Origin of the sequence: Helicobacter magdeburgensis (assembly GCF_000765825.2) — a bacterium.
GTDB lineage: Bacteria > Campylobacterota > Campylobacteria > Campylobacterales > Helicobacteraceae > Helicobacter_C > Helicobacter_C magdeburgensis.
On the sequence record NZ_JRPE02000012.1, the window covers coordinates 1 to 18,942 of the forward strand.

Annotated in this window: 20 protein-coding genes and 1 pseudogene; 16 read left to right on the forward strand and 5 right to left on the reverse strand. The window is 40.6% G+C overall.

The window, feature by feature from the left end; genetic code table 11:
• Positions 1 to 109 (reverse strand): annotated as a pseudogene (locus LS74_RS08070) (undecaprenyl/decaprenyl-phosphate alpha-N-acetylglucosaminyl 1-phosphate transferase); the annotation flags it as partial.
• 98 nt (positions 110 to 207) lie between these two features.
• Here LS74_RS08070 and LS74_RS11405 point away from each other — a divergent pair.
• From LS74_RS11405 to LS74_RS08100, 8 genes are all read left to right on the forward strand, one after another.
• The gene (locus LS74_RS11405) at positions 208 to 666 is read left to right on the forward strand and encodes an NAD-dependent epimerase/dehydratase family protein (protein ID WP_236096876.1); all 459 of its coding nucleotides are present in this window, start codon (positions 208 to 210) and stop codon (positions 664 to 666) included.
• Positions 656 to 1,579, forward strand: coding sequence for a UDP-glucose 4-epimerase GalE (gene galE / locus LS74_RS08075; protein WP_236096880.1), 924 nt, complete (start codon positions 656 to 658; stop codon positions 1,577 to 1,579). The genes LS74_RS11405 and galE overlap by 11 nt, the downstream gene beginning before the upstream one ends.
• Positions 1,580 to 1,593: 14 nt before the next feature.
• Entirely contained in the window at positions 1,594 to 2,055 is a 462-nt protein-coding gene (locus LS74_RS08080) for a GtrA family protein (protein WP_002957209.1), read from the forward strand.
• Positions 2,052 to 3,821, forward strand: coding sequence for an FAD-dependent oxidoreductase (locus LS74_RS08085; protein WP_034588512.1), 1,770 nt, complete (start codon positions 2,052 to 2,054; stop codon positions 3,819 to 3,821). The genes LS74_RS08080 and LS74_RS08085 overlap by 4 nt, the downstream gene beginning before the upstream one ends.
• Before the next feature lie 16 nt (positions 3,822 to 3,837).
• A complete protein-coding gene (locus LS74_RS10930; RefSeq protein WP_167480476.1) occupies positions 3,838 to 3,984 on the forward strand; it encodes a hypothetical protein in 147 nt (48 codons plus the stop codon).
• A gap of 25 nt (positions 3,985 to 4,009) precedes the next feature.
• Positions 4,010 to 5,284 (forward strand): hypothetical protein, encoded by a 1,275-nt coding sequence (locus LS74_RS08090; protein WP_034588514.1) that lies wholly within the window; start codon positions 4,010 to 4,012, stop codon positions 5,282 to 5,284.
• Between the two features lie 62 nt (positions 5,285 to 5,346).
• On the forward strand, positions 5,347 to 6,288 hold the full coding sequence (locus LS74_RS08095; RefSeq protein ID WP_034588516.1) for a UDP-glucuronic acid decarboxylase family protein: 942 nt from the start codon (positions 5,347 to 5,349) through the stop codon (positions 6,286 to 6,288).
• An 11-nt stretch (positions 6,289 to 6,299) separates the two neighbouring features.
• Positions 6,300 to 7,292: a glycosyl transferase family 90 gene (locus tag LS74_RS08100; protein ID WP_138129009.1), complete on the forward strand. Its 993-nt coding sequence runs from the start codon at positions 6,300 to 6,302 to the stop codon at positions 7,290 to 7,292.
• An 87-nt stretch (positions 7,293 to 7,379) separates the two neighbouring features.
• Here LS74_RS08100 and LS74_RS08105 read toward each other — a convergent pair whose 3' ends face one another.
• Entirely contained in the window at positions 7,380 to 9,026 is a 1,647-nt protein-coding gene (locus LS74_RS08105; RefSeq protein WP_034586984.1) for an L-lactate permease, read from the reverse strand.
• 275 nt (positions 9,027 to 9,301) lie between these two features.
• Here LS74_RS08105 and LS74_RS08110 point away from each other — a divergent pair, with 275 nt between their 5' ends.
• From LS74_RS08110 to LS74_RS08145, 8 genes are all read left to right on the forward strand, one after another.
• A complete protein-coding gene (locus tag LS74_RS08110) occupies positions 9,302 to 10,033 on the forward strand; it encodes a (Fe-S)-binding protein (RefSeq protein ID WP_034586987.1) in 732 nt (243 codons plus the stop codon).
• A 1-nt stretch (position 10,034) separates the two neighbouring features.
• Positions 10,035 to 11,468 carry a LutB/LldF family L-lactate oxidation iron-sulfur protein gene (locus LS74_RS08115; RefSeq protein WP_034586990.1) on the forward strand — a complete coding sequence of 478 codons (1,434 nt, stop codon included), beginning with the start codon at positions 10,035 to 10,037 and terminating at the stop codon, positions 11,466 to 11,468.
• Positions 11,461 to 12,114, forward strand: a complete 654-nt coding sequence (locus tag LS74_RS08120; protein ID WP_034586992.1) for a LutC/YkgG family protein — start codon at positions 11,461 to 11,463, stop codon at positions 12,112 to 12,114. Before LS74_RS08115 ends, LS74_RS08120 begins: the two co-directional genes overlap by 8 nt.
• A gap of 10 nt (positions 12,115 to 12,124) precedes the next feature.
• A complete protein-coding gene (locus tag LS74_RS08125) occupies positions 12,125 to 12,514 on the forward strand; it encodes a winged helix-turn-helix domain-containing protein (RefSeq protein ID WP_034586994.1) in 390 nt (129 codons plus the stop codon).
• 106 nt (positions 12,515 to 12,620) lie between these two features.
• Positions 12,621 to 13,382: a molybdate ABC transporter substrate-binding protein gene (gene modA, locus LS74_RS08130; protein ID WP_034586997.1), complete on the forward strand. Its 762-nt coding sequence runs from the start codon at positions 12,621 to 12,623 to the stop codon at positions 13,380 to 13,382.
• A gap of 26 nt (positions 13,383 to 13,408) precedes the next feature.
• The gene (locus LS74_RS08135) at positions 13,409 to 13,870 is read left to right on the forward strand and encodes a hypothetical protein (RefSeq protein WP_034586999.1); all 462 of its coding nucleotides are present in this window, start codon (positions 13,409 to 13,411) and stop codon (positions 13,868 to 13,870) included.
• Between the two features lie 53 nt (positions 13,871 to 13,923).
• On the forward strand, positions 13,924 to 14,601 hold the full coding sequence (gene modB, locus LS74_RS08140; RefSeq protein WP_201274720.1) for a molybdate ABC transporter permease subunit: 678 nt from the start codon (positions 13,924 to 13,926) through the stop codon (positions 14,599 to 14,601).
• On the forward strand, positions 14,598 to 15,497 hold the full coding sequence (locus LS74_RS08145) for an ATP-binding cassette domain-containing protein (RefSeq protein ID WP_034587003.1): 900 nt from the start codon (positions 14,598 to 14,600) through the stop codon (positions 15,495 to 15,497). Before modB ends, LS74_RS08145 begins: the two co-directional genes overlap by 4 nt.
• 3 nt (positions 15,498 to 15,500) lie before the next feature.
• Here LS74_RS08145 and LS74_RS08150 read toward each other — a convergent pair whose 3' ends face one another.
• From LS74_RS08150 to prfB, 3 genes are all read right to left on the reverse strand, one after another.
• Positions 15,501 to 16,874 (reverse strand): peptidase U32 family protein, encoded by a 1,374-nt coding sequence (locus LS74_RS08150; protein WP_034587005.1) that lies wholly within the window; start codon positions 16,872 to 16,874, stop codon positions 15,501 to 15,503.
• Positions 16,875 to 16,922: 48 nt separating this feature from the next.
• Entirely contained in the window at positions 16,923 to 17,597 is a 675-nt protein-coding gene (locus LS74_RS08155; protein ID WP_034587006.1) for a hypothetical protein, read from the reverse strand.
• A 131-nt stretch (positions 17,598 to 17,728) separates the two neighbouring features.
• On the reverse strand, positions 17,729 to 18,829 hold the full coding sequence (gene prfB, locus LS74_RS08160; RefSeq protein ID WP_034587007.1) for a peptide chain release factor 2: 1,101 nt from the start codon (positions 18,827 to 18,829) through the stop codon (positions 17,729 to 17,731).
• Between the last annotated feature and the right edge of the window lie 113 nt (positions 18,830 to 18,942).

Below are 18,942 nucleotides of genomic sequence, written 5' to 3' on the forward strand. Positions count from 1 at the left end.
CACCACTTGCTAAGCCATTAAACCCATCAATAATATTAATCGCATTACTCACCCCAACAAGTGCAAATGTGGTAAAAAATAGACCGATAAGGTAGGGCATTTCTAACAAATAAATCTACAAGATAGACAAAATTAACTTAAGAAACTTCTGCTACAATTGCGTGATTTAACCCAAGCGATGTTTTATTTACAAACAAAAGGATTTCAATGCCAAACAAAAAGATTCTAGTAACCGGTGGGGCGGGATATATCGGCTCTCACGCAAATGCCCTGCTGAATACTCTAGGATTTCAAACCATTGTACTAGATAATTTAGTCTATGGGCATAAAGAATCTTTACATTATGCACCACTTCCTTTTTCTTATAATAATCCATTTATCGCACCCCCATATTCTAAAAACATAGAATCTAAAACCCAAAAAACGCCAACTGCGGAAGTATCTTGTGATGATTTTGCGGGTTGTGAAGCTTTTTTTGCGAGAAGCTACCTAAGCGGTAGTGCCGAAGCAAAAAAAGCAAACTCCCGCAAAAGCACGCAAGAGACAACGCAGATTCTAGATTCTATAAATTCTAAGATACAAGATTCTACGCTCAATTTTCTTACACAATTAGAGCAAAATTTTAACGGGGGGGGGGGTAAATACACAGAATTCTATTCTCTATAACAATCTTAAATCTAACTTAAACTCAAATAATGATTTATCCCGCCAACTTCACACCGCCCACAAAAATACCACTTTTATCCACGCCGATTTAAGCGATAAAGCCACTCTAGATTCTATCTTTAGCACATATCAAATACAAGCGGTTATGCACTTTGCTGCCTTTGCCTATGTGGGTGAGAGTGTCAAAGACCCTAGCAAATATTATTACAACAATATCGCCAACTCGCTAAATCTCCTAGAATCTATGCGTAAGGCAAATGTCAAAAACATTATCTTTAGCTCCACTTGTGCCACTTATGGTAATCCCCTGCACCTACCCATCACAGAATCCCATCCGCAAAATCCCATAAATCCCTATGGCTACTCAAAGCTTGTGGTAGAAAATATGCTAAAAGACTTTAGCCACGCTTATGGGCTAGAGTATGTCATCTTGCGTTATTTTAACGCCGCTGGGGCGAGTATGCTTTTTGATATTGGTGAATCTCATAGCCCAGAGACGCATTTAATCCCACTTCTTTTACAGACTGCTTTGGGGCAGAGAGAAGTTCTTAGCATTTATGGCGATGACTACCCTACAAAAGATGGCTCTTGCATAAGGGATTATATCCATATAGACGACTTAGCAAACGCACATATTCTAGCCCTAAAGTATCTCCTAAATGGTGGCAAAAGCGAAGCCTTTAATCTTGGCAATGGGGAGGGCTTCTCTATCTTTGAGCTGCTGGAGTGTGCGAGTAAGCTCTGCAATAAAAAAATCCCCTCTTGCCTAGAATCTAGACGAGAGGGCGACCCTGCCACACTCATTGGCGATAGCTCTAAGGCAAAGCAGATTCTAGGCTGGAAGGCACATTTTGCAGATATTGAGATAATCCTATCTTCAGCACTCAACTGGCATAGCAACCCACGCTATTAAATAAAGGGAAGTTAATGCAGTTAATAAAGTATGTTTGTGTTGCTTTTCTAGCCCTATTTGTCAATCTCATCTCAAGGCATTTTCTAAGCTTTTACATAAGCTTTTCAAGCAGTGTGATTATCGCCTATATCTTAGGGCATTTTGTGAATTTCGCCTTGTCTGCAAGGTATATCTTTTCTCGCAATATTAGCTTAAGACTAGCCTTTATCCGCTTTAGTATTGTGGCTCTTTTTGGGCTACTTATTGCCTTATTTGTGAGTGTGGGGACACTTTGGCTTTTACAGAGTTTTTATACAACTTTGCAGGATTTTATACAATCTTGCCCCTTTTTAGCCCCACACAAAAGCTTCCTACTTCATCAAAAGCATTTAGAGTTTGTAGCCCACATTAGCGGTGTGGGCGTGGGCTTTATCTGCAACTATTTGGGGCATAAATATTTTAGTTTTATTAAATTTACAAGAAAGGATAACAAGTGAGACAAAATAAAAAAGTCTTAATCATCGGTGCAGGACCGGCTGGGCTTAGCGCGGCTAGGGTGCTAAGTGAGAATGGATATAGTGTAGAGATTTTTGAGCTAGAATCTAAAGTTGGCGGAATGAGTAAAAGCATAGAGCTATTTTCACAGATTGTGGATATTGGACCGCATCGCTTCTTTAGCAAGGATACTCGCTTAAATGACTTTTGGCATTCTCACACAAATGGTGAGTATGAGAAAGTCTCACGATTGACTAGAATCTTTTATAACCGCAAGTTTTTCTACTATCCTTTGCGTGGGTTTGACGCACTATTTAAACTTGGGCTTGTAGAATCTGCCCTTTGTGTTTTTAGCTATATAAAGGCAAAAATTAGCCCCTTTAAAGGCGATAGCTTTGAATCGTGGGTGGCAAATGCCTTTGGCTATCGCTTATATAGCATATTTTTTAAAAGCTACACAGAAAAGCTCTGGGGGATAAAATGCAGTGAGCTAGATGCGGATTTTGCCGCGCAACGCATTAAAGGGCTTAATCTCTATGAAGCGATAAAATCCGCATTCTTTGGTGGTGGGGGCAAAAAGCATAAGACTTTGGTTGATGAGTTTAGCTACCCCAAAAAGGGCTGTGGCGTGGTGTATGAAAATATGAAGCAAGAGATTATCAAACGCGGCGGCGTGGTGCATTGTGATATTGAAGTGCTAGGCATTACAACGCAGGGCAAAAAGGCGGTGGGTATCAGCACAAACAAGGGCGAGTTTAGCGGGGATATTGTGATTTCAACCGCACCTTTTAAGGATATGGTGTTGTCGCTAGAAGAGCTAGATTCTAGTGTGAAAGAAATGGCAAGGGGGTTGAAGTTTAGAAACACGATTTTAGTTTATGTAGAAGTAGGGGATTTGGCTTTACTAAAGAAACATCGGCTATCTCCGAACGCTTCGCTTGTTTTGGGTGAGCATTCCGCAGATTTTGGGGATTTTGAGGCAACCGCAGATCTCAAGTCTAGCTCTGCCCCAAAATCCCCAAAAAACTACGAAAGCAATACCGCAATTCCTAGAATCCTAGAAGAAGAGAAAGAGGCTTGGCGTGAAAACGCCGACAACCTAGAAACCATTTCTGAAAATAACACGCAAAAATCGCAAGGAAATGTGTTTGGGAATAGCAAAGTATCTTTGAGTGATTTTAGTGGTTTTGGAGCGAAAGGCGAAGGGAGTGGCTCAAACGCAAATGACCGAGCCTTGAGCGAACAATCCGCTAAAAGCACCAAAGAGACAAAGCTATTCAAGGATAATTGGATTTATGTGCATAGCAAGGATACCCAAACCGGCAGAATCACCAACTTCGCCAATTGGACTAAGGACTTGCAATGCGGACAAGATTCTGCGATTTTATGCCTTGAGTATTGGGCAAATGATGATGAAGCCTTGTGGAATCTCGATGATAATGCCCTAAGCGAGATGGCAAAAAGGGATTTGCTAGAATCTAAGCTTGTAGCAGATTCTAGCCTTATCAAAAACACCAGCGTGCTAAAAATCCACAAAAGCTACCCTGTGTATGAGAAAGGCTACAAAGACAATCTCCATAAAATCTACAAAGCCCTAGATAGCTTTAAAGATTTGTATTTCATCGGGAGAAATGGCAGCTTTAAGTATAACAATCAAGACCATAGCATTCTTATGGGGCTTATGTGTGCGGATAAGATTTTGGGCAGGGAGTGTGATTTGTGGGGTATTAACACAGATTATGACTACCAAGAGAGCGGCAAAGCATAGTGCATAGGATTCGGTCTTGGGTAATCATAGCGGCGATTTAGCAAATTTTGGGGTAACCGCAGACCTTATGTCTAGCTCCACCCCAAAATTTGCTAAAAGCTCCACTAGCAACACCGCAATTCCTAGAATCCTAGAAGAAGAAAATAACGAGAAAATCAGCTAATAAGCAAAATACAAAGGAGCAAACAATGTTACACAATCTTTTTACACGATTTCTGCAGAGTGTGGATTCTATCGCACGAAATAGGGCATATATGCTACTTGGGGGCGTTTTTGTCCTACTTGTTACAAGTAGTATTTTCTACACAAAAGCAAATAGATTTGCCGATGTGGAGAGTCATATCCCAGCGACAATTTTAGCCCTGCAATATGGCTATGATTTGGAGGGATATGGGCTAAGCTTTGTTGGTGCTAAGGGCATAGAGGATACTTATGGCAATGGGACATTAAGAATCTTAAATGAGGGGATTGTCCCAGATTCTTTTGGTCATTACAGATCAACCATAGGCGTGCAGGGCTTTTTCTATGCGTGGCTATATCAAACCCTTAATCTCACAAGCTTTAAAGCTCTCTATTGGCTTAATGCCTTTTTGAGTGCAATGGCGTTACTTATATGCGCGTTTCTGCTCGGCAAAATCTTTGGTAGAGCGTTTGGGATTATATTCTTTCTGTCTCTTTTTACAAGCGGTTGGGTGGCAAACTTTGGCGGAAGTCTTTACTTTAGTCTTACTTTTTGGATTCTCCCTGCAATTATTGCTTTTAGCTTATATAGAATGGTAGCAACACAAAACAAACTCTCTAAAACCACACTCACTCTATTTTGCCTAGCCTATATGTTTGCCATAGCCCTGCGTGCAAGTATGAGTTATGAGTTTCTTACAAGCATTATTCTGTTTTCTCTTAGTCCATTTATTGTAAGCTTTATCTATGGGGTGCTTACAGGCTCTCAAAGCCCCTTTCTTAGTATGCCAGCAAAAAGAGCTTTCAAATATGGCTTAGGGCTTTTTATCCTTGCTTGTGTGGGGTTTTTGCTTACCTTTATAATCCATACTTATATCCGCGGTGGTGGGGATTTATGGGCTGGACTTATGGATATTTATCACAATGACTTTTTACGCAGAATGACAGGTGGTAATCCTAAGGACTTTCATCCTGTCTATGCCGATTCGCTTAATGCAAGTGCGTTAGAAGTGATAAAAATTTATCTCACAGCAAACACAAAGCTTCTTATTCTTCTTTGCTTAAGTATTTTTGTATGTTTTGTGGAATCTAATAAAAGTTACAGAAACTTCTATATCGCCTTGCTTATATGCTTTGCCCTACCTGCAATAAGCTGGTTTGTGCTTGGCAAATCGCATAGCTATATCCACAGACATTTTTGCTTTGTGTTATGGTATTTGGGCTCTTGGGCGAGTATTATCTATATCCCAATGCATTACTTTTATCGTAAGAAAATAGCATAAAGGCTGTTTCTCATACATAATATTTATGCTAGAATCCACACTTTTATGTCAAAGGAGTTTCAATGCTAAACAAAAAGATTCTAGTAACTGGAGGGGCTGGGTTTTTAGGCTCACATTTATGCGAAAGACTGCTTGATCGCGGCGATGAAGTGCTATGTGTGGATAATCTATTCACAGGCACAAAGCAAAATATTCTACACCTTTTGTCAAATCCTAGATTTGAGTTTATGCGACACGATGTAACCTTTCCGCTGTATGTGGAGGTTGATGAGATTTATAACCTTGCTTGTCCAGCAAGCCCGGTGCATTATCAGTTTGACCCTGTGCAAACGACGAAAACTTCTGTAATGGGGGCGATCAATATGCTAGGGCTTGCTAAACGCGTGAAGGCTAAGATTTTGCAGGCTTCTACAAGCGAAGTCTATGGCGATCCTGAAATCCATCCGCAAGTAGAATCTTATAAAGGCTCTGTCAATCCCATCGGCATAAGGGCGTGCTATGATGAGGGCAAGAGATGTGCGGAGACGCTGTTTTTTGACTATCAAAGGCAGCATAATTTAAACATTAAAGTAATGCGGATTTTTAATACCTATGGTCCTAGAATGCACCCAAATGATGGGCGAGTGGTGAGTAACTTTATCATTCAAGCGTTGCGTGGGGAGGACATTACCATTTATGGCGATGGGAGTCAAACGCGAAGCTTTTGCTATGTAGATGATTTGATTGATGGAATGATTTCTCTTATGGATAGCAAAGATGGATTCTATGGACCGGTAAATATTGGCAACCCACACGAATTTAGTATGCTAGAACTCGCACAAAATGTGCTTGAGCTTACAGGCTCTACATCAAAGCTTGTGTTTTTACCCCTGCCCCAAGATGACCCAAAGCAACGCCAACCAGACATAACCCTAGCCAAAAAAGAGCTAAACTTTAGTCCAAAAGTGCAGTTAAGAGAGGGGCTAGAAAAGACTATTGCGTATTTTAAAACACTTCAAGCATAAGGATTTAACTAATGAGAAATAATCGCTTAGCCTATAATCTTAGCGGTGTTATGCGTATGCTTTCCCCTCGCTTTTTGCTCCCAAGCCGAGAAAAAATTCTACACTCAATTCAAACACGCGATGATATAGAGTATATCAAACAAAGGGTGGATTATTATTGTCAGCTAGATTCTAAAATCACGCTTGATGAAAATGCCAAAAACATTAGCTGCGTGCGGTTTGCTAAGAAAAAGACGATGTATAATTTTGATGCGTATGAATTTACACGCTATTTTCCGCAGGATTTTAAGGCATATTTTGAATTTGGCGATGTGAATTATATCTGCCCCAAACCTTCTATTACAAAATCTCGCCCCACCAAAGCCTATGTGGAATCTCAAAAAACTACTGGGGGGGGGGATAATATCCCACCATTTTCCAACTCTACACTTTTGAATCTTGAGAAAATCCGTCATTTTACTTTTATTAACGATCCTTATACTTTTGCCACAAAGCAAGATAAACTTTTCTACCGCGGTGGAATCTACCAAGCCCACAGGACACAATTTTTTGAAAAATATTTTAACCACCCACTTTGTGATTTAGGACATACCGGACACAAAAGTGTGCATCACGCTTGGCAAAAACCAAAAATAAGTATTGCCAAACATTTGCCCTATAAGTTTTTGTTATCGCTGGAGGGCAATGATGTGGCAAGCAATCTTAAATGGGTGATGAGCTCAAACTCTCTAGCGGTTATGCCAAAGCCAAAGTTTGAAACTTGGTTTATGGAAGGGTATCTAGAGCCAGATATTCACTACTTGCAGATTCGTGATGACTACGCCGATGTAGAAGAAAAGCTAGAGTATTGTTTGAAAAATCCAAGCTTTGCAGAAGGGATTATCCACAACGCACATCAATATGTGAAGCAGTTTTTTGATAGAGAGCGAGAAAGTATTATCTCACTTTTAGTGCTTGAGAAGTATTTTTACTACACGGGGCAGATTGATTCACTTAGAATCTAAAGACTCTAAAACTTTTAAAATCCTAATGAAATTATATTTGAAAAATAAAGCTTCCTAAGATTCTTCTTAGGAAGCTTGAAGTAGTTGTTAATGTAGTGGCACAACATCTGGGATAATTGTCGGCAAAAACATAGCAATAATTGTCGTCCAAATCCCAATGAGAATAATGAGAGCAAGGGAATATTTGAGTGTAAATTTAAATAGCTCGGATTCCCTGCCAACTAGCCCAACCGCCGCACAAGCAATGGCTATACTTTGTGGGCTTATCATCTTACCAACAACGCCACCAACAGAGTTTGCCGCCAAGAATAATGCCTCTTTAACACCAAGCTCTTGTGCTGTGATTTGCTGTAATGTCCCAAAGAGCAGATTTGAGCTTGTATCACTGCCGGTAATAAACACGCCAAGCCACCCAATAACCGGGCTAAAGAATGCAAACATATCGCCTGTTTTTGCAAAAGCTGTCCCCAAAGTCGCACTCATACCGCTATTTTTTGACACAAAGGCAAAGGCAACAACAAGCCCGATTGTAATACAAGGAATAGCCATTTCTTTAAGCGTATCCCAAAAGCATTCTGCCGCATCGCTAGATTTGATACGCAAGAAAAGAATCGTCAAAAATGCCGCAACCAAAATCGCCGTCCCTGCTTGGAGTGCGATAAAATTCACAGGAAGTACCAAAGAAACAGCTGCACCTTTTGGATCTACAATGGATAAAGCGATATTATTAAAGGCAATTGTTACTTGTGTGTAGTCAAAAATCGCACCTTTTTCAAAAAGAGCCTTAAACCAAGGCTGTGTCCAAATAACAATACACACGATAAGCAACACAAAAGGTAGCCACGCCTTGAAAATCTGCCCTGCACTCAAGGTGCTTTTCTTAGAGAAATCTTTTTCATCATCAAGCCTAAAAATATTTTTTGGCTGCCAAATACGCAAAAAGAGTGTGGTGCAAAGGAGTGAAACAATCGCAGAAACAATATCTGGCAATTCCGCACCCCAATGATTTGAGCTAAAATATTGTGTCCCTGTGAAACTTATAGCAGCGACCAAAATCGCTGGGAAAGTCTCTCTCACACCCTTAAATCCGTCCATCAAAAATACGATGAAAAAAGGAATTGTCAAGCTCAATGGCACAAGCATACGCCCAACCATCGCCGCAACCGCATACTGCTCAATATGCACGAGATTTGTCATCGCAATGATTGGAATCCCAACAGCACCAAATGCCACAGGTGCAGTATTGGCAATCAGGCATAGCCCTGCTGCATATAATGGGCGAAGTCCTAAGCCCACAAGTAATGCCGCAGTAATTGCTACAGGTCCGCCAAATCCTATCGCGCCCTCTAAAAATGAGCCAAAGCAGAATCCTATCAAAATCACTTGGATTCTGTGATCTGGCGTTATAGTGATAACGCTTGATTTAATCACCTCAAATGCACCGGATTTGACAGAGAGTTTATACAAGAAAATTGCCGCGATGATGATCCACGCGATAGGCCAAATACCTTGTGCAAATCCTTGAACAAAACTCGCTCCAACAAGAGAAAAAGGCATATCATAAGCAAAAACTGCCAAAACTGAAGCCAACACAACGGTAAGGAATCCAGCCTGATACCCTTTGAGCTTAAAAACTAACAAACACGCCAAAAAACAAGCAATCGGCAGAAATGCCACGGTTGCACTTAGCCAAATACTGTTAAATGGGTCATAGACTTGTTGCCATACTTCCATATTTAGATTCTCCTTTTTGAAATTTTTAGGTATAAAAGCATAGTTTGCTTGGCAAATATTATAAAAAAATTTAACCTTACAAAAATATACTAATAAGAATGTTTTATATGTAAATGTGTAAAATATTCACATTTATACGATTATTTATTGTTTATATATTTGTGTAGAATTGAAACAAAATTAATAAAATAAAAGCAAGTAATTTTTAACCTTTTGTTATTTTAAAGCTCGTTATATATATCATAACTGCTCTATATACAAGGAAGGAGCAAGTGATGCGAGTGTTTTTTTTCTCAACCTGTCTTGGCGGTGTAGCGTATGCTGACACCTGTGTTAATGCGATAAAACTTTTGCAAAAAGAGGGCTGTGAGGTGGTTTTCAAAAAAGATCAAACTTGTTGTGCTCAACCAAGCTACAACTCCGGCTATTATGATGAAAGTCGCAAGGTAGCCTTGCATAATATCAATCTTTTTAAGGGTGAAGAGCCAATTATCGTGCCTTCTGGCTCTTGTGCAGGAATGATGAGAGAGGATTATTTGGAGCTGTTTGAAGGTAGAAGTGAGTTTGCTGAAGTAAAGCAATTTTGCCAACGCGTTTATGACTTGGGCGAATATCTCCACAAAGTGCTAGGTGTGAAGTATGAAGACAAAGGGAATCCTGTGAAAGTTACTTGGCATAGTAATTGCCACGCTTTGCGGACTTCAAAGGTTGTAGATAGTGCAAAGGCGTTAATAAACTCACTGCAAAATGTAGAACTTATAGAATTAGAGCGTGAAGAAGAGTGCTGTGGATTTGGCGGAAGCTTTAGTGTCAAAGAGCCTGAAGTCTCACACGCAATGGTAAGCCAAAAGATTGAAGATATCCTCTCACGCAATGTAGAGTATGTCATCTCTGCTGATGCGGGTTGTCTGCTGAATATTAGTGGAGCATTAAAAAAGCAAAATGCCCAAGTCAAACCCATACATCTCTATGACTTTTTGGCACAAAGAATTGGGCTAGGAGCGTAATATGAGCTATCAAGGACATCACGATATTGTTAATACCAAGCTTAGTGATAAGCAATTAAGAGTAAATCTTAAAAATGTAATGGATACCCTTAAAACAAATCGCAAGAATCTCATAGCTTCACGCTACACAGATTGGGAAGAGCTACGCGAGAAGGGCAAAGCACTCAAACAAAAGACATTGTCACGGCTTGATGTTTTATTAGAGCGATTTGAGCAAAATGCAAGTAAAAATGGCTTTATTATCCACTGGGCGAGTGATAGCAAGGAAGCAAATGAGATTATTTACTCACTTATGAAAGAAAAGGGCGTAACTAAGATTCTAAAAGGCAAGTCAATGGCAAGTGAGGAAACCCACTTAAACGCCTTTTTGAAGCAAAAGGGGCTAGACCCCATTGAGACGGATTTAGGTGAGCTTATCATTCAGCTTATAGATGAACCACCTGTGCATATTGTCGCCCCTGCGATTCATAAAAATCGCTATCAAATCGGCGAGATTTTCGCTCAAAAGCTTGGGGCAAATCTAGAATCTGAGCCAGAAAAGCTCAATGAAATTGCTCGTGTGCATTTACGCAAAGAGTTTCAAGAGTTTAAAATGGGGCTAAGTGGAGTAAATTTTGCCATTGCTGATGAGGGGGCGATTTGGCTTATTGAAAATGAAGGCAATGGGCGTATGAGTACCACTGCGAGTGATATTCACATAGCTATTTGTGGGATTGAAAAGATTGTAGAAAGTTTTGAAGATGCCTCTATCCTTGATGCCTTGCTTGTGCCTTCAGCCACAGGAGCGGCGATTACTTGCTATAACAATATCATCACTTCTCCACGAAAAGAGGGTGAGCTTGATGGACCAAAGGAAGTGCATATCATCTTGCTTGATAACAATCGCTCCACAATCTTAAAAGATTCACATTTTTACAAATCCCTTAGCTGTATCCGCTGTGGAACTTGCCTGAATCACTGCCCCGTGTATGATAAAATCGGCGGACACGCTTACCTTAGCACATATCCCGGACCTATCGGGGAAGTCATCTCCCCACAGCTCTTTGGTATGAAAAACTACGGACATATGGTGAATCTCTGCTCCCTTTGTGGGCGATGCTCTGAAGTCTGCCCTGTCAAAATCCCACTTGCCGAGCTTATACGAGATTTGCGAAGTGAAAAAGTGGGGCAAGGCAGGAAGAATCTTAAAAATAACGATGGCAGCTTGAAAGATAGGCAAGAGCAGTTTGGTATGACAAAATTTGCCAATCTAGCAAGTAATGGTAGCTCGTGGAGAAGAATGCTAAGTTTAGCTGCATTTTTTGCCCCACTTGCAAAGCCCTTTGCTTCATTTATACCCGGCTTAAAAAATTGGGTAGCATATAGGGCATTTCCAGAGCTAAGCGGGAATCTCCATAAGAAAGTATCAAAAATGCAGGGGGTGATTTATGAGTAAGCAGAGTATTTTAAATAATGTCAAGGCTTCATTGCAAGAGAACAAGATTCAAGCACAATTCCCAAACTACGCAAACCCTATGAAACGCACAAATGATGATAAAGTGCAGGAATACATCGCGTGGCAGGGGGCAAACAAAGCCATTGTGATAGAATCTAGCCAAGAGAGCTTAGCACAGGATATTTACAAAGCACTCGCAGAATCTCAAGCAAAAAATGTCCTTTACAATCCAAATATTGACATTAATCCACAAAGCTTAAAAGCACTTGATACGCAAGATTCTATGCAGTTTGTGGCGTATGAAAAAAGTGTTGATGAGCAAAGGGCAAATCTCTTTGCTTTTGATACTTCAATCGTGCAGGCAAGCTGTGGCGTGGCAAATCTAGGCGTCATCGGCGTGGCTTCAAATGTAAAAGCCCCTCGCCTTTCTTCACTCATCACACGCACTTGCATTGCTTTGCTTAAAAAACAAGATGTTGTAGAGAATTTCTACGAAGGGGTGCAAACGCTTAAAGCACAAGGTGAGAATGGCAAACTCCCTACTAATATGATTTTCATCGCCGGTCCCTCACGCACAGCGGATATTGAGCTACAAACCGTCTTTGGTGTGCACGGCTCTGTGAAAAGCTATATTATTTTATATTGAGAGTATAAAAATGAATGTATTTGCACGATTTTGGTTTGAAAAAAATGAGAAAAGCTATATCGGCGTTGGGCGGGCTGAACTGCTGACGCGTATAGCAGAAAGCGGCTCTATCTCAAAAGCAGCTAAACAAATGGGTATGAGCTACAAGGCTGCGTGGGATAGTGTAGACATTATGAATAAGCTCTCTCCTAGCCCCCTTGTAGAATCTTGCAATGGCGGAAAAGGCGGTGGCGGGACAAAGCTCACCCCCCTTGGCTTTGAAGCGTTGAAGGCTTTTAATGAGCTAGAACGCGTGAAAAATATCTTTTTTGATTATTTGGATAATTCACAGGACTTTGCCGAGCTGACAAAAAGACTAAGCGATTTAGAATCCGCCCTTGAAGATTTTAAAGCAAAGTAGATTCTTGTCTCATAGGCGATTTTATGTCTTGCTTGTTGCAAAATGTTTTATGGTTATATAAATTTATATATTATTTAATTTCAATATTTCACCACAAGGAATGACTATGAAAATGAAAAAAATCCTAAGCGTTTGTGCTTTAAGTGCCTTTATGTGTGTCAATGCAATGGCGGAGCAGATTAATGTTCTAGCTGCTGCTAGTCTTAGATATGTCCTAGAAGATATTAAAAGTGAGTTTTTAAAAACGCATAAAAAAGACAAGATTGAAGTGAGCTACATCTCTTCTGGCAAGGCGTATGCACAGATTCAAAATGGCTCTCCCACGCATCTTTTTATCGCCGCAGATGTGAGCTACCCACAAAAACTCTATGATGAAAAACTAGCTCCCAGTCAGCCAAGCAACTACGCCAAGGGCAAACTCGTGCTTTTTAGTGCTAATGCCGACTTTAAGGCAGATAGCATTGAGATTTTGAAAAATGATAAAATCAAGCATATTGCTATTCCAAATCCAAAACTTGCCCCCTACGGCAGAGCGGCAGAAGAGTTTTTACAATCACAAAAGCTAGAGAAAAAGCTTAAATCAAAACTAAGTGTTGGGGATTCTATCGGTCAGGCGACAAGCTATGTGTTGCAAGGGGCAAGTGAGGTAGGCTTTAGTGCGTTATCAATGGTGATTAAGGATAAAACTCCAAATCTCACTTACACACTCATTGATGAAAGCAGCTATAAGCCGATAAATCAAGCTTTGATTATCCCAAATCACGGCAAAGATTCTAAGCTTGCTAAAGAGTTTGTAGAATATATCTTAACTTCCAAAGTGGCAGAGAAAATATTCCAAGAATATGGCTATGACAAGGCTGATAAATAAGCAGTGATAGCTCAAAATAGGCTCAAATGAATAAGATTCCCGCTTGTGTAACTCAAATATTTAAGCAAAATGGCTGTGTGTTGCTAGAGCTGCAATGTAGCTTTGGCACACTTCATAGCCTCATACTTGAGCCTTGCGAGTTTAGCTCTAATGACAAAGTCATAGCTACTTTTAAAGAAAATGAGATTATTCCTTTCTATTCTACGCCACATACGCAATACGCCTTGCTTTCACGCCTTAACATCTTTGAAGCTCAAATCACAGATATTCAAACAAGCGGTTTTTTCACGCGTCTTAAGCTTATACCAACCACACAAAATACGCTAGATTATACACACTCACAGGATTTTATAGACAATACAAAATCTCAAAATATTACCCCCATTTACGCCCTATTCCCTAGCCTTACCCCAATAGAGATAAGCCAAAATCAGCCTTGCAAATGGCATATCCCAAGCTCACATATTTTGCTAGAAAAGTATATGTAAAGGGGTAGGCAGTGGAGTTTTTAGAATCTTTAAATCTCACTTTCATAGCAAATATGGCAGAGTTTTTTGACACAATGAAGCTTACTTTTCTCGTGGCATTTCTTACCACGCTTATTTTACTCCCCATAGGCATAGCCCTTGGCAATTACCTTGCATTCTCGCAAAGCCCACTGCGTCCTGTGATTGAAGTGCTTGTGTGGATGCCCCTTGTGCTGCCCCCATCAGTGCTAGGATTCTATTTACTTATCACTTTTAGCCCAAAAAATGCACTAGGGGCATTTTTGCTAGAGCATTTTAACTTCAAGCTTGTCTTTAGCTTTGAAGGCTTAATCTTGGCAAGTGTGATTTTCTCACTGCCCTTTATGGCAAATCCCATAAAATCAGCTCTATCTTCCCTGTCTAAAAGCTTAAAGGAGGCAAGCTTTACGCTTGGCAAAGGCAGAATCTACACACTCTTTTTCGTCCTTCTGCCAAATATAATTCCTGCTATTTTGCTTGGCTGTGTAACGAGCTTTGCCCATACCATAGGGGAGTTTGGCGTTGTGATGATGATAGGGGGCAATATCCCAAACCAAACACGCGTAGCAAGTATTGCCATCTATGATGAAGTAGAATCGCTTAACTACCCCCTAGCCCATCAATACGCCCTAAGTCTCTTTCTCATTTGCTTTGTGTTGCTTCTAGCCATTTTTTATCTTAACAAACATTTTCAAAAAAAGGGTATTGTATGAGCGATATTCACTTGCATTTTCACAAAACCCTGCTTGGCAATAAAGGCAAGTTCCGTTTAGAGATTGATAAGCACATTAATTTTGGTGAGTTTATCGCTCTTTTTGGTAAATCGGGTGCAGGGAAAACGAGTATTTTGCGGATTCTAAGCGGACTAGATAGTGTGGAGCAGGGCTATATCCGTGTGGGCGATGAAGTGTGGCTAGATTCACAAAAGGGTATTCATCTCGCCCCGCAAAAACGTCATATTGGCTTTGTCTTTCAAAATTATGCGCTTTTTCCACATCTTAGCGTATATCAAAACATTTGCTTTGGGCTTAAAAACAAGCACGACAAAAGCTTTGCTAATGAGCTTATGGAGCTTATGGATTTACACTCTCTTAAAAACGCTAGAATCTCCCAGCTTTCCGGTGGGCAATCTCAACGCGTGGCTTTGGCTCGGGCATTAAGCTCAAAACCAAAAATCCTTTTGCTTGATGAGCCTTTCTCCGCCCTTGATAACGCAATGGCACAGACTTTGCAAAATGAGCTAAAAAAGATTCATAAACTTTTCAATCTCACTACCCTGCTTGTAAGCCATAGTTTAAGTGAAATTTTCTCACTTGCCTCAAGGAGCTTTGTTGTAGAATCTGGGCAGATTCTAAGTGATGGAAGCAATCAAGAAGTCTTTATTCAAAAGCGACTCAGTGCGAAAATCACGCTTGTGGGGCAGATTATTGCCATTGATATGCAGGAGCTATTTTGTATTATCAGTGTGCTGTGTAATGCTGAAATCCTACGGATTGTGTATGATAGAGAGCAGAGCTTAGAATTTAGTATAGGGGAGCAGGTTGTCATCGCCCAAAAAGCCTTTAGCCCTATGCTGTATAAGCTCAATAACACAAACCATCTTGTGTAGATTCTAATTTTGAATCTTCTCACGCAAGAAGCTAAAAGGTGGAAGGGGCAAGGGGAGCTTAAAGGCATTAGTATTGCCACTATGGATAGAATCTAGCTCTTTATTATCTTTCAAACAGATTCTATCAAATCGCATATACTGCACGCCATTTTCTACAAATATCTCGCCTAGCTCACTTGTGCCACACACCACATTTTGCCCAAAAGGTGCGACAATCTCCTTTGCCTCCCCCACTCTTATGGTGTGCTTACACACTGCCCATTCTCCGCTTTCATCAACTTCGGCATTGACTTGATAGCTCCCTTCACTTATGGCGGTTTGGTGATTTTGAGTGTTAAGCTTTTCATAAGGGCGATGGATAATGTAGCCATCGGTGAATCCGCGATTTTTCAGCGTTTGTAGCTCGTTTGTATAAAAATTAGAATCTCCCTTGCCACTATAATAGCTATCAATTGCTGCACGATACGCCCTAGCGGTAATCCCAGCATAATAATTTGACTTTGTCCTGCCCTCAATCTTTAGTGCGTCAATCGCTCCAGAATCTAAAATCTCCTTTATATGTCCGCTTAGATTCAAATCCTTAGAGTTAAAAATATGTGTCCCTAAGCCATCTTCCTCTTCTAGTCTCATCATCACGCCATTATCGGGATTTTTGACATACAATTCCTTGCCATCAAACTTCACAAGCTCATCATTCTCCATATTTCGCACAAAATATTCATAATCAAATCGGCAGTCATTCGCACAGCTCCCGCGGTTTGGCACACGCCCACTCTGCAATGCCGAGATAAGACATCGCCCAGAAAAGGCAAAGCACATACTGCCGTGTATAAAAATCTCAATCTCTAAATCTGGCAAATGCTTTTTAATCTCCATTGCGTCTTTTAGGCTAATCTCGCGTGCAGCGACTATGCGTTTGACACCCATTTCATAAAACACTTCCGCATCAAGCACATTCAGCACATTGGCTTGAGTAGATAAATGAATAGGAATTTGCGGAGCAACCTTTTTGCTTAATCTCACTACACCCGGTGCCGCTACAATAAACGCATCAGGCTTTAAAGATGCCATTTTAGCAATATGAGATTCTAAAAGTTTGAGTTGAGAATTAAAAGGAAATCCATTAATTGTAACAAATACCTTTTTACCACGCTCGTGAGCATATGCAACACCTTGTGCGAAATCTTCATAGCTAAATTCCTTCCCTGCCCTTGTGCGAAGTGAAAAGTGGCTCACCCCTCCATACACCGCGTCCGCCCCATAGGCAAGGGCGATTTTTAGCTTATGCAAATTCCCAGCAGGGGAGAGAAGTTGGACTTTTTTAGATACCCCGGCAGTAGATTCTGTATTGTTTTTAGATTCTGTATTTTGTTGCATAGTCATATCTCATTAAAAAATAAAGTCTAGATTCTTATGTGTGTAAGGCTACTTTGCACCAAATGAAGCAATCAACGCCTCAATATCCTCTTCATTTGCCACATCATCTTTATTATCCCCAGCGATAAATACCGCCGAGCTCACACGCTTACTATCATCAATCTTGCCCTCAAAGAGCGAGTTCATATATTGTGCCAAGGCTCGCATTACATTGATAACGCGTTCAATCTTTTGCCTATGAATATCCTGATACTGCATTAAGTCCATAGCCTGCATTGACGCATCATTAATCTCATCTGAAGCGTTAAGAATCTCCTTGATATTATCCTTAACCGACTGCGTAGATTCTAGAGCATTTTGAAAGCTTTGAATATGTGGGAATGCCGCACAAAGTTTAGAGAAAAGCTCTTCTTGTGTTTCAAGGTATTTTTTAAGATTTTTTGCCTGTTTTTGAATCTTCCCCGCACCATCGCCCATAATCTCAAGCTGATCAAAAATCTGTGTGCCTTTGACCTCTGTATCTTTTGTTACCTCATCAAGCTGATGAACGACTTTGTGATCTTCTGTTGGCGGTGGTGGTGGCCACTTCTTATCCGCTTCCACACGAAAATCATTAGGATCAAAAGTCTCTTTTTTAAACTCCTCTTCTTGCTCTGGAGCTTCATCTACTTGGGCGATATCAGGCTCTCCATTCATTAGAGAATCTAGCTCTTCTTGTGTCATTGCCTATCCTTACTCTTGAAACTTTGACAAAATAAGCTTGGATTATACCCTATTATTTGTAAGATGATTCTAAATTGCTGCAATTTTATTAAACTCACTCGCTATATTTAATCCAAACTTTCTAACTTTTTTTAATTCCCACTCTCCCCCAAAACAAGCACAGATTCTATCAATTTATCAATATCCCCATCTAGCACACCATCGGTATCGCTTGTAGCGTAATTGCTCCGCAAGTCCTTTACCTGCTGATATGGGGCTAGGACATAGCTACGGATTTGATGTCCCCAGCCTATCTCGCTTTTTTCGGCATTTGCCACGCCCTCACTTTGTTTCAACCGCTCTAGCTCATAGAGTTTGCTCTGCAGCATTTTCATAGCCGTTGCCTTATTTTTATGCTGACTGCGATCATTTTGACACTGCACGACTATGCCTGTTGGAAAGTGCGTTATGCGGATAGCAGATTCTGTCTTATTCACGTGCTGTCCGCCCGCACCACTGGCACGATAGGTATCAATGCGAATGTCCTTATCCAAAATCTCTATATCTATGTCTTCACTTAGCTCCGGACTTACCTGCACGCTAGCAAAGCTTGTGTGTCGCTTGGCATTGGCATCAAAGGGCGAGATTCTAACAAGCCTATGCACGCCATTTTCGCTTTTGGCATAACCATAGGCATTCTCACCTTTGATGATAAACGCCACCCCCTTAATGCCTGCCTCTTCGCCGTCTTGATAGTCTAGCAGCTCCACCTTAAAGCCTCTCCGCTCACTCCAACGCAAATACATACGATAGAGCATACTTGCCCAGTCTTGAGACTCCGTCCCACCGGCTCCGGGCTGAATGGTAATAATGGCATTTGATGAGTCAAACTCCCCACTTAGCATAACCTCAATTTCTACCTTTTGTATGTGGCTCTGCAAGGATTCTACATTTTCAAACAACAGCTCCAAAGTGCTAGAATCCCCCTCGCTCTCTGTTATCTCAAATAGCTCTTTTGCGTCATCTAGCTCGGCTTTCATCTCCGTATAAGTGCTTAAAATCCGCTCACATTTTCGCTTTTCCTTTGTGATTTCCCCCGCCTTTTTTGCGTCATTCCAAAACTCTTGGTGCGATTCTAATGCGTTAATCTCATCTAATCGCTTTTGCAGGGAATCTGGGTTTAGAATCTTTGCGATATTTTGCGCCTTATTTTGCAGAGTTTTTAACAACTCGCCATATTCATAAGAATCCATTATGTGCCTTTCATTTTATGCCTTAGGGTAGCGTTTTTAAGCCAAAATTGTAACACAAAATCAAAAAAATAATGAAAATCACCCCTTGACTCTACAAAAAAAAAAAAAACGCT